The organism is Streptomyces sp. NPDC046759, assembly GCF_040645475.1.
In the GTDB taxonomy this organism is placed as follows: domain Bacteria; phylum Actinomycetota; class Actinomycetes; order Streptomycetales; family Streptomycetaceae; genus Streptomyces.
The window spans coordinates 159,656-170,621 of record NZ_JBEYYJ010000021.1 but is presented as its reverse complement, the minus strand read 5'-3'; the positions used below and the strand labels follow the sequence as shown (position 1 = coordinate 170,621).

The following is a 10,966-nucleotide window of genomic DNA, read 5'->3' as shown; positions in this document are numbered from 1 at the left end:
CTACCTCGCCGGCCTCCACCTCCGTGCCTCGATGATCTGGATCAACGACCTCCTGAAGGAAACTGGCTGATCACAACATCACACAGGCCCTAGTCGAAGGCACGCTCAAGGGCCGGAAAGTACTCCAGCAGTTGGGCGCGGAGCCGGTTGATGGCGCGGGTGCGGTCTGCGGACAGGTCGATCCGCAGGTCAACCGGGACCTCGTCCCACTCCTGCAGGGGCTGCAGGTCACGGCGCATGTGCGCCTGGTCGGCGATGACGAAGGCGTCCTTCGCGTCCGTCTTGCCATCTCCGCGGTAGGAACTCGACGCGTGGTGCACGGTCCGGCCGGGGATGTAGATGACCCGCTGGCCGTGCGCGGTCAGCAGGGCGATCCACAGCGCGGCTCCGCCGGCGTTCAGGTCGACCGCCCACGTCACAGGGTCACCGTCCGCGAGCGCAAGCACGTGGTCGAGCAGTTCCAGCAGTTCGGGCTCATTGTTGGGCATCCGCCGCGACAGGCTCTTCGCCCGGAGGTCGTCTTACGAGTTGGTGCGTGATAGTGGGTGAAACGTGTTCGCCCTGATCGCGGCCGTTTTCAGGTCATGACGGTGCGGTCGGAGACGAGGCCGGCGATGGCTCGGTAGGTGTCGGGCAGAGGATCGCGTCGGTGGGTCCAGCGCATGAGTTGTTTCCAGCGTTTGTGGTCGGCGAGAGCGTGCTCGATGGTGATGCGGTCGGATGAGTGGCTGTGTCGATCGTGTTCCCACTGTTCGACTCTGCCGGGCAGTGCTCCGGGCCGTGGCTTTCTGGGCGGGGTGAGTGCTCGGCCGGGATGGTCACGGCTCAGGCCCGGGTAGCCGTCGTCGAGCAGTACTTCTACCAGGTCGAAGTGTTGGAAGCAGCCAGTGATGCCGGCAGCGCGAACTGCGGTCGCATCGTGCATCCGCCCCGGCCGCAGGCCATCGGCCCACGGGGTGCGGCCCTGGTGGTCAGCGATGACAGTGGCTTTCATCGTGTTCTGCTTCTTCTTGCCCGACACGAATGCCCGCCTGTCGCCCCGCCCCGCGGCCGGCCGTCGGACCTGGATCTCGGTGGCGTCCAGCCTCAGCTCGACACCCTCGGCCTGGGCGTAGGCGAACACGTCCTCCAGCGTTCGAGGCCGCAGGCCAGGCCTGTCGGGAACAGCGAAACCCCGCTCCGCCAGCAGTCGGCGTATCTCACCGACGGCCCGGGTGACAGTCGAGCGATCGACGTTGAACAGCACACCCAAGACCGCGTGAGGCAGGTCGTGCCGCAGGTGAATCAGCGTGACCACCAGCCGGTCCACGAACACCAGCCGGTACCGAGCACCCGCACCTTGCGCGCGTCTACGCACTCCACCTCGCACCCGCCAGACGTTGCCCCTCCGCCGCAGCTGCCCACGGGGCGGGCCAACTCCTCAACCAGCGAGGCCAGATGAGCCGTCGATATGCCCGTGAACAACGGATGCGCCAACACCACCCGATCGACCGTGCCCCTCACCACGAAAGCATGCCCACCCGCTATCACGCACCAACTCGTTAGACGTCGTCTCATTTGGTGAGTCTGCGGTAGCAGATGAGGCTGCAGGCGATGGCGGTGAAGGCCAGGAAGTGCTCGGTCTTGCGTTCGTAGCGTCGGTGCAAACGACGGCAGCCGCCCGGCCAGGACATCGTGCGCTCGATCGTCCAGCGGTGTCGGCCGAGCCGGGTGGAGGTCTCGATGCCCTTGCGGGCGATGCGGTGCCGGATGCCTCGCTTGCGTAGCCAGCGGCGCAGGTGGTCGTAGTCGTAGCCCTTGTCCGCGTGCAGCTTGGCGGGCCGTCGTCTGCGCGGGCCGCGGCGGGAGCGGATGGGCGGGATGCCGCGCACGAGGGGCTCGAGTGCCTGGCTGTCGTGCAGGTTGGCGCCGGAGATTCCGATCGAGAGGGGTAAACCGGTTCGCTCGGTGATCAGGTGGATCTTCGATCCTTTCTTGCCCCGGTCGACAGGATTCGGGCCTGTCAGGTCCCCCCTTTCATGGCCCGCATGTTCACCAAGTCGATGGCGCAGCGCGACCAGTCCAGGTCTCCGCGCGAACCCAGCTCGTCGAGGATGAGGCGGTGCAGCTTCGCCCAGACCCGGGCGGCGGTCCACTCGGTGAAGCGCCGGTGCGCGGTCGGCCCCGAGGGGCCGAAGACCGGCGGCAGCTGCCGCCAGGTGCAGCCCGTCGTGGCCACGAAGATGATTGCGGCCAGCACCTCGCGATCCCCATATCGCCGCCGGCCGCCGCCTTGCGGCCGCGATGGAGCAGGTGGGACCACCCGCTCGAACAGCTCCCACAACTCGTCCGGCACCATGCGCTCGACCATCACCACGCGGGCAGACTACCCAGCTCTCCAAATGAGACGACGTCTTAAGTCCGCCGCGCTGCCCAGACCCCTGAGCCTTCCTGGAAATGGCCCTGCACCGGGTCCTGGCCGAACACGCCGACCAGGAAACCGACCGCCTCGACCGGGCCGTGCGCCAACTCCTGGCTCACACCACCCCTGCCTACCTGCTCTCCGCTGTCGGACACGCGCTCACCCGACTCCCCGAAAGCCCCACACTATGAAGCCCACCGACGAACCGACCGCAGCAGCCGACGCCTTCCAGCCGGCAACCACCTGGCCCTCCAGGCTGGAGCCGGCACCGGCAAGACCACCACCCTTGCCCTGCTCGCTCATACCACCAAACGCCGCGGCCGCTACCTCGCCTACAACCGGGCCATCACCCAGGACGCCACCGCCCGCTTCCCACGCACTGTCCAGTGCAAGACCGCTCACGCACTCGCCTACGCCGCCGTCGGCCACCGCTACACGAGCCGCCTGAACGCCCCCCCCCGCCGCCCCGCCTAGCACACCGGACAAGCCCTCGGCCTGACCAAAGCCATCCGCATCGGCGAACGCGACGTCTCTCAACGCGCTTTGTCCAATGCCCTCGTCCGCACCGTGAGCCGCTTCTGCTACACCGCCGACGACGTGATCACCTGCCACCACGTACCGAAACTACGCGGCCTGGAAGACAACGAGCTGCACCGCGAACTCGCCACTCACATCCTTCCCGCCGCCCGCAAAGCCTGGACGGACCTGCAAAACCCCGACGAGGGCTGCGTCCGCTTCGAACCCGACCACTACCTGAAGATCTGGGCCCTCACCCAGCCGAGACTCGACGCCGACTACCTGCTTCTGGACAAAGCCCAGGACACCAACCCCGTCGTGGAACAGGTCTTCCTCGCCCAACGCGACCACAGCCAGCTCGTCATGGTCGGCGACTCCGCCCAGGCCATCTATCAATGGCGCGGCGCCAAAGACGTCATGACCGGCTTCCACGGCACCCAGCTGACCCTGTCGCAGTCCTTCCGGTTCGGACCCCACCTCGCCGAGGAAGCCAACCGCTGGCTCCGCCTGGCCGACGCCCCCATCCGACTTACCGGCGCCCCCACGGTGCCCACCGAAATCGGCCCCGTCACCAGCCCCGACGCCGTCTTGTGCCGTACCAACGTCGGCGCCATGGCCCAGGTCATGACGCTCATGACCACCGGGTTGCGCGTCGCCCTGGCCGGGGGAGGAGACGCCCTGAGTGCTTTGGCCCAGGCAGCCCGTGACCTCAAAGAAGGCCGCCGCACCCACCATCCCGAACTGATCCTCTTTCCCCTCCTGGTGCGACTGCAGGACTACGCCGCCCACGACCCTGCAGGACGCGACCTGCAGCCCCTGGTCAACCTTGTCGACGCCCACGGCACCGACGCGATCCTCGCCGCCGTCGCCCACCTCGTGCCCGAGCCACACGCGCAGGTCACCATCTCCACCGTCCACAAGGCCAAAGGGCGCGAATGGCCTCGTGTCCTCATCGCCGACGACTTCCGCCGGCCCCAAAGCCTCCACCTGGAAGACCAGAGCAGCTCGGCGGCGACCTATCCGGTCGACGACGCCGAAGCCCGCCTGGCCTACGTAGCCGTGACCCGCACACGCCAGCGCCTGGACCTTGGGGGACTGTCCTGGATCCACGACAGCCCTGACAGCTCCAAGCAGGCTGCTTCTTGAACCATCCCTCACCATCAAGGCCCAGCGCGCCGAACCCGAGCCTCAACCGCTCGTATGGCCGTTTTGAGGTTTCACCGGACCGTACGACTCGTCACCTGGCTGGCGCAGCAAGGTGACGACCGTCAGCCGCCGGCCGGCCGGCCTTTTGGGGTGAGGTCTCAATCGCGCAGGTCAGGAGACCGCCCATGCAGGCGTGTCAGGCGCATACACTGTGGCTACTCTCCGCCGTGGGCTTCGATCCAGGCGTCGAAGATGGCTGCGGGGACACGTCCGCGGGGAGGTAGGTCGTACCCGTTGGCTCGGGCCCACTCGCGGATGACGTTGGTGTCAGTCGGGAGCGGGGTGGAGCCGGGGGCGGGCGCTGAGGGGCGAGGGGCTGATGGGGTGAACGCGGTGGCGGCCTGCCGCAGGCCGTTGGGGAATTGCGGTACCGCCGTCTCTCCGCTCAGGACGGAGACGAGGAACGCGGTAAGGGTTCCATCGAAGGTGAACCATCGAGGACCGCGTGCTTCATCAACGGCGATGTGCCAGTTATCCGGATCGTCCTGCGGGTCCCGGATCCAGAAGAGGTGTTCCCCGTTGTCGGTCACGCCCATGGTGAACAGCTTTTGGGGGTCGTATGGGACGGGTCGGCCCGCAGCCTTGTCTCTTTGCAGTTGCTCTCGCATGGCCGTGGGTACCGGTCCGGTGAGGTCGACCCATTCGGTGACGCCGCGCGGGTGAAAGACGTTGATGAATCCGGCGAAGGCGCCGGGGCCGTAGACGGCGGCGAGCCGCTTGTAGTCCTCGGGCAGGCGGAACCCGAGTGTGGCCTCGACGGTGCCCCAGTCGACCGGGGGCGGGTCGGCGGGGGGCGGGCACAGACGAGTGAGCTGGTCGATGCTGGTCACAGGAGTCCTTGACGGTGTAGCTGTTGCTGGGCGTGAGCTGGGTTCTTCAGCGAGACGTCCAGGCTGAAGCCCCGGTGGCCATGGGCTTCGAGCTGAATGTACTTCGGTACCGAGTCCTTCAGGTCGTCGGTGTACTCAAGGTAGACGTTGTAGTGGACGACCTCTCCCTTCCGGACAGCGTCGTACATGTCCTGCTCCCAGTCACGCATCTCCGGGCTGTTCGTGGGATTCTGAGTGATGGCGAACAGGTTGTCCGGGTGGTCACCTGAACCGCCCAGCATCCTGGCCAGCATGTGCCCGCGCGCCTGGTTGTAGGCGCCGCCCAGGAAGCCGGGCGGACGTATGGAGGGGTTGGCTTCTGTGCCTTCGTCCAGCATGTCCCGGGTGAGGACGGAGTTCATCTCATAGGGACGCCCGTGTTCGTCGAGGGTCCAGTTGACCCGCCCTCCCCACGTGGGATCGGCGTCGCAGCCCGCCAGGCCGAGTGGGTCGGTCAGGGTGAGGGGGTTGGGTACGTAGGCGTAGTGGTTGATGGCCGGGGCCAGGCCCAGCGGGTCGGGTGTGGCGTAGCGGCCCAGGTCGGGGTCGTAGTAGCGGTTGACGTTGTAGTGAAGTCCGCTCTCGGGGTCGAAGTACTGGCCGGGGTAGCGAAGCGGGGTGTACGCCGTGGCCGAGCGGTGGGACTGGGTGGCGCCCCAGGCCGTGCTCCGGCCACGCCAGGCGAGGGAGCCGTCGGGTGCGACGAGTTCTGCGGGGGCTCCGGAGAGTTCCGTGACGATCGCGAAGAAGCGGCGGTCGGTCTCTTCCTGCGTGAGGCCAGCCTTGGACTCGCGCTGGGCCAGCGGGCGCAGGCCCGCGTAGTCCCACACGAGGGTGATGCCGTTGCTCTGCTGTTCTGCCAGCTGGGCCCCGTCCCAGCAGAAGGTCGTGGCGTCCGTGATCCGTCCCTGGGCGTCCAGGCGCTGCTTGGCGATACGGCGGCCCAGAGCGTCGTACAGATAGCGCCAGTGACAGTCGCCGGGGGCTTCGAGATGGGTGAGGCGGTCCTCGGCGTCCCACGTGAAAGTCCAGGTGAGGGTCTTTCCGCTCAGGGTGGTGGTGCGGCGACGGACAAGGCGGCCCTGGGCGTCGTACTCGTAGTGGGTGCGGCCGGCCCGGGTGACGCGGCTGCCGGCGTAGTCGCGGTCCCCGGTGCTGTCCTGGCCCGGCGCGCCGGCGGGCAGGGCGGTGCGGGTCTGGTCACCGGCTGCGTTGTACGCGTAGCGCTCGCTCCAGCCCCGGGCGCTGACGGCCGTGATCCGGCCGGCCTCGTCGACGCTGTAGGTGCGGCGCCCGGTGAGACTGTCCTCAACGGTGGCCGGGGTGCCGTCGGCACGGTAGGTGAAGGACCGCTCCAGCAGCGTCTTGTGCGCACCCGCGAGGGACTGGCTGACCAGCCGGCCCACCGCGTCCCAGCCCTGCTGCAGGGTGAGCGCGTCGTCGAGTGTTCGAGCAATCTCGCGGCCCAGCGCATCGCGCTCGAAGCGGAAGGTGTGCTCGCCCGCTGTGTAGGCGGCCAGGCCTCGGTCGTCGTAGGTGAGGACGCCGGTGGCGCCGGACGGGGTGCGGCGGCGGGTGGGCCTCCCGAGGGCGTCGTAGGCACGGGTGAGGGTGTTGCCGTTGACGCTCTCGGCCACGATGCGGCCTCTGAGGTCACGCTCGAGGTCGATGCGGGCATGGGGGTTGGTGATCTGGACGACGTGGCCGGTGACGTCACGGGTGAAGGTGGAAGTGGCGCCATCGTCGTGGCGCAGGCTGACGACACGCCCCATGAGGTCGCGCTCGTAGGTGAGCGACTGCCCCGCGGCGTTGGTGCGGCGTCTCAGACGGCCGAGCGGATCGTGTTCGTAAGTCACGGTGCGCCCGTCGAAGTCCGTCTCCGACATCAGGCGGCCCGCCGCGTCGTAGCTGTAGTGCCACTCCAGGCCGTGGGCGTTGGTGACCGTCGTCAGACGCAGTTCGGTGTCGTGGGTGAACCGGTAGTGACCCCCGTCTGAGGCCTGGGTGGCAGAAGGACGGTCGAAGTGAGTGACAGTGTGTGTGCTGGTACGGCCCGAGCGGTCGGTGTGGCTGACCAGGTTGCCCTCACCGTCCCACGACCACTCCTCACGGGTGCCGTCGGGCAGTTCCCGCCAGGCGGGCTTGCCCTCGACCGTCCAGCCCTGCCGAAGACTCCCGCCCAGGGCATCGGTGGCCTCGGTGACACGACCGAAGGCGTCCCGTACGAAGGTCGCTCGGGCACCGTCCGGTGCAGTGATGGAAACCAGCAGACCGGCGGAATTCGTCCGGATCCCCGTGACTCCTCCGGCAGCGTCGCGGATGGCCGTCACATGACCGTATTCGTCGGTCTCGTACTCGGTGCGGGAGCCGTCGGGTTCGGTGACAGCGGTCAGATTGCCACGCGCGTCGTACTCGTAGCGACGCGTACGACCACCGCGCTCGGTGACGGTCACGGGCAGGCCGAATTCGTTGAACGTCGCAGTGGTCCGGACACCGTCGGCGGCTATGAGCCCGACGAGGTTGCCGTCGTCGTCGCGCTCGAGACGGGTGGTGTTGCCTAGCGCGTCGGTGTGCTCCAGAAGCCGGTCGCGGGCGTCGAACACGAAGCGTGTGGTGTGCCCCAGGGGGTCGGTCTCGGCGGCAACCTGCAGACGGGAGGTGATGTGGAAGACCCGCTGAGCGCCGGTGGAGTCGGTGTAGCGGGTGATTCTGTCGCCGGTGTCCGGATGCCGGGTGTAGGCGAAGGAGGACGACAGGAACCCGTCGGGGCCCACCGTCTGCACCACCCGGCCCTGCTCGTCGTATGCGTAACGGAAGGTGCAGTCGTTGCGATCGGTCCAGGACGTGATGCGGGCGTCCTCGTCATAAGTGAACCGCAGCGGCAGACCGGAGGAGTTGACCACCGTCTCAAGGTTGCCGTGCTGGTCGTAGCCGAAGCGCCGCACGGTTTTCGGACCGGACGGAGTACGCAGGGACAACTCGCCCACGCGGTCGTCCGCCATGGTCACCAGCACCACGTATCCGCCCTCGTGCACCACCGCGCTGGGGGCACCGTCGCTCTGGCGCTCGATGGTGATGCCGACGCTGCTGCGGTTCTCGATCCGGGTCAGCCAGTAGGCGGACGAGGGGTGGTAGGGACTGCCTGTGAACAGGCGCGTGACGCCGGACGCCGGGTCGGTGATGCGGTACGTGGTCGTGGCGTCGTGGCGGCTCTCGAACGTCAGGGTCAGGCGCGGCCCCTCCGACGGCAGCACACCCTCCGCGTCGTTCTCGTTCGGCAACTGGGGGAAGACGAGCAGCGAGCCGTCTTCGCGGGCCCAGATGGCACCGGAGCCGGTCAGCTCGATGCGCTCGTCCAGGGTGGATGCCCAGCTGCGGCCGAACCACCGCCCATAGCGGTACTCCGACCGATGCGTGCGCCGCAGTACGAGCGGAAGTACGCCGACCAGGGCCACGTCAGTGTCGCTCAGTGTCATCTCGCCTGTTGCGACATCGACCGGATCGTTTTCGCATCTCTTCTTGGTCAGCGGGATGGCATTGCGGCGCGGGTCCGATGCGGCGCCCTGTAGAGAATCGGGCCTGGTCCGGGTCCGCCGCCCGCGGCCAAGGCCGCCCAGGTCATGGGAGTTGCCGTGACCGTCGCCGCCTTTCCCGAGCCTGATGGAGTCGATCTTGTCCCGGACACCGTGGTCGTTGTGCTTGTGTAGCCGAGACGCGGCCCTAACCCGGTCTGGGACCGTTTCGGTGACGTGCTTGACGATCTTCTTGAGGGCCTTCTCGGAGCCGTGCAGCGCACCTTCCAGGACCGAGTCGAAGGCGCGGCTGAAGGCGTCCTTACCTTTGGTGCGGCCGAAGGCGCCCTTGGCGCGGTCGAGTGGGGAGGAGCTGGCCAGATGGAGTGCGCTGCCGTGCGCAGAGACCTTGCCGGCGCCGCTCTCGAACTCCTCGTGGTCGATGAACAGGTCCGCACCGCCGCCACCGCCGCCGCCCGCGGAGGCGAGCATGAAGCCGCCGCCCGCGCCGCCCGCCGAGGCCAGCTGCATGCCACCGTGTCCGTGGCTGTTGCCGCGGGCCCCGCCGCCACCGCCTGCGACGGTCGGCTCCGGAGGCAGGGAGAAGGCGTCGTTGGCCAGGTTCAGGACCGCGTCCTCGACCATCGCCTCCAGTTTGGCGTTGACCGGCGCGGTGACCCGGGCTATCAGCTCGTCCACACACCGGTCGGCCGCCTCGTCGATGATGCGTTTCACCAGCTGCCGCATGGCCGTGACCTCTGCCGCGCCGAGGACGGCAGACAGGCCTCCGGTGACGAAGGCCATCCCCAGCGAAAGGCCTACCGAGCCCGCCATGACGGCGAGTTCCGCCTCAGCCTTCGTCTTCATCCCGAAGATGATGTCCGCGACGACGTCACACGCCTCGGCGAACAGGCGGGCCAGCTCCGGGATCTTGTCCAGGTGGCCGGCCTTGACCTGGGCCCAGTGCGTCTGCATCGAATGCACGGCCCAACCCTTGGACGAAGCGAGGATCCGCTCCACCGCCTTGTGGGCGTCGGCCCCGTGCCCCTCGAACTTGTCGGCGAACTCCCGCATGGCGTCGGCCATCTCGCGGTAGTCGTCCTCGTCGACGTTCGGGAACTTGATGCCTATGTAATCCAGGATCTCGTCGAGCCATCCAGGCAGGACGTAGCCCATCCCCCGTCAACCGCCTTCCCGTTCCAGCCAGCAACGCATCACACGTGCGAATGAATGGTAACGAGATCACTTGACGCAGTGGGCGCGTGCCTTATGGCTCGGAGCCGCGGCTGAGAGCATCGGATCCCTGGCGCCCAACTCCGGGTCGGCTCGCGAAGCCCTCAAGATCTGGGCCTGGCCGCCGTGCCCCGTGATCCGTCGTGACCGGCTGCTCGGTGACACCAGGATCACTGTCCCTGTGCCGCGCTGCACCTGCGTGGCCGAAAGCGATCAAAACGGGATCCAATCACTGTCTTGGGCGTGCTTGTATGTCGCCAATGCGGCGGGAGTGTACTGGAGTTGACTACCGGGGGCCGGGCCCCAGTCTCGTGGGTCGGTGACGGCTGGTCGTACTCACCCGGCTACATCGAGCGCTCTGCACTGGGGCTGCTGGGAACAGCTGCGGCACAGCAGGTCGCCAACCGGCCGATCTACCTGGGTCGGCTGAACGCGTCATCGTGGAGCGCGGCTACGCCCAGACGACGATCGAGGACCTCTGTACCGCCGCGGGGGCCAGCTGGGCAACCGCTGGTTGCTGCGCCTACGCGAATCTTCACGTTGATCGCGTCGACGAACAAGACTGGGTAGACGCGGTCCAGCGAGCGGCTTCGCCAGGCGGCCATGCCGTCCATGACCTGGTCGGTGATGGTGGAGATGGTCTGCTTGGACACTTCGGCCCCGTAGAACTCGGCCAGGTGGGCGGCGATCTCGCCGTGCGTGAGCCCCTTCGCGGACAGCGACAGCACCATCTCGTCGACTCCGGTCAGCCGCCGCCGCTTCTTGACGATCTGCGGCTCGAACGTGCCCGAGGTGTCGCGCGGGACCTTGATCTCGACCGGCCCGACGTCGGTCAGCACGGTCTTGGCCCGGCCCCCGTTGCGGGAGTTGTCGCTGCCACGGCCGACCGCATCGTGCTTCTCGTAACCGAGGTGATCGGTGATCTCACCTTCCAGGGCAGATTCCAAGACCCACTTGGTCAGCTGCTGCAACAGCCCACCCTGCCCGGTCATCTGCAGCCCCTCCGACGGGGCCCGCTCCACCAGCATCGCGACCAGTTGCTCGTCGGACGCCGGCGCAGGCTGCCCGGACTGGGCACTCTCGACAGACTCCACGATCTCCAACTCCACGGCGGCATAATTCACTTGACGTCTCTCCCGTGATCGTCGGATCCGCCGTTAGATTTACACTCCCTCCGTCCTCGGTCAGACGAGCCAGTTGTAGATGTTCCAGCCGTAACCGATGGAGAT

At 67.6% G+C, this 10,966-nt stretch carries 4 protein-coding genes and 4 pseudogenes; 2 read left to right on the top strand and 6 right to left on the bottom strand.

The genetic code is table 11. From position 1 onward, the window contains the following. Nucleotides 1–149: 149 nt before the first annotated feature. The 3 genes and pseudogenes from ABZ919_RS26945 to ABZ919_RS26935 all read right to left on the bottom strand — a co-directional run. Nucleotides 150–521: pseudogene (locus tag ABZ919_RS26945) on the bottom strand (IS110 family transposase); the annotation flags it as partial. Between the two features lie 56 nt (nucleotides 522–577). After that, nucleotides 578–1,503, bottom strand: a pseudogene (locus ABZ919_RS26940) (transposase family protein). Between the two features lie 50 nt (nucleotides 1,504–1,553). Further along, nucleotides 1,554–2,350 (bottom strand): IS5 family transposase gene (locus ABZ919_RS26935; protein ID WP_361252609.1). Its coding sequence is split into 2 segments (ribosomal slippage): nucleotides 1,554–2,012 and nucleotides 2,015–2,350, totalling 795 coding nucleotides; the frame shifts between segments, so codons are not numbered across the junction. 86 nt (nucleotides 2,351–2,436) lie between these two features. Here ABZ919_RS26935 and ABZ919_RS26930 point away from each other — a divergent pair. Further along, nucleotides 2,437–2,592 (top strand): hypothetical protein, encoded by a 156-nt coding sequence (locus tag ABZ919_RS26930; protein ID WP_361252591.1) that lies wholly within the window; start codon nucleotides 2,437–2,439, stop codon nucleotides 2,590–2,592. Next, nucleotides 2,589–4,063, top strand: a pseudogene (locus tag ABZ919_RS26925) (UvrD-helicase domain-containing protein). Before ABZ919_RS26930 ends, ABZ919_RS26925 begins: the two are co-directional and overlap by 4 nt. A 215-nt stretch (nucleotides 4,064–4,278) precedes the next feature. Here the strand turns inward: ABZ919_RS26925 and ABZ919_RS26920 are convergent. The 3 genes and pseudogenes from ABZ919_RS26920 to ABZ919_RS26910 form a co-directional block, all read right to left on the bottom strand. Continuing rightward, nucleotides 4,279–4,953, bottom strand: coding sequence for a histone-like nucleoid-structuring protein Lsr2 (locus ABZ919_RS26920; RefSeq protein ID WP_361252589.1), 675 nt, complete (start codon nucleotides 4,951–4,953; stop codon nucleotides 4,279–4,281). Beyond that, on the bottom strand, nucleotides 4,950–9,680 hold the full coding sequence (locus ABZ919_RS26915) for an RHS repeat-associated core domain-containing protein (RefSeq protein ID WP_361252587.1): 4,731 nt from the start codon (nucleotides 9,678–9,680) through the stop codon (nucleotides 4,950–4,952). Before ABZ919_RS26915 ends, ABZ919_RS26920 begins: the two co-directional genes overlap by 4 nt. A 578-nt stretch (nucleotides 9,681–10,258) precedes the next feature. Continuing rightward, nucleotides 10,259–10,765 (bottom strand): annotated as a pseudogene (locus ABZ919_RS26910) (transposase); the annotation flags it as partial. Nucleotides 10,766–10,966: the final 201 nt, after the last annotated feature.

Bases quoted from the DNA above. Each gene is read 5' to 3' on its own strand.
- ABZ919_RS26930 (WP_361252591.1), top strand. From the start codon at position 2,437: ATGGCCCTGCACCGGGTCCTGGCCGAACACGCCGACCAGGAAACCGAC.
- ABZ919_RS26915 (WP_361252587.1), bottom strand. From the start codon at position 9,680: ATGGGCTACGTCCTGCCTGGATGGCTCGACGAGATCCTGGATTACATA.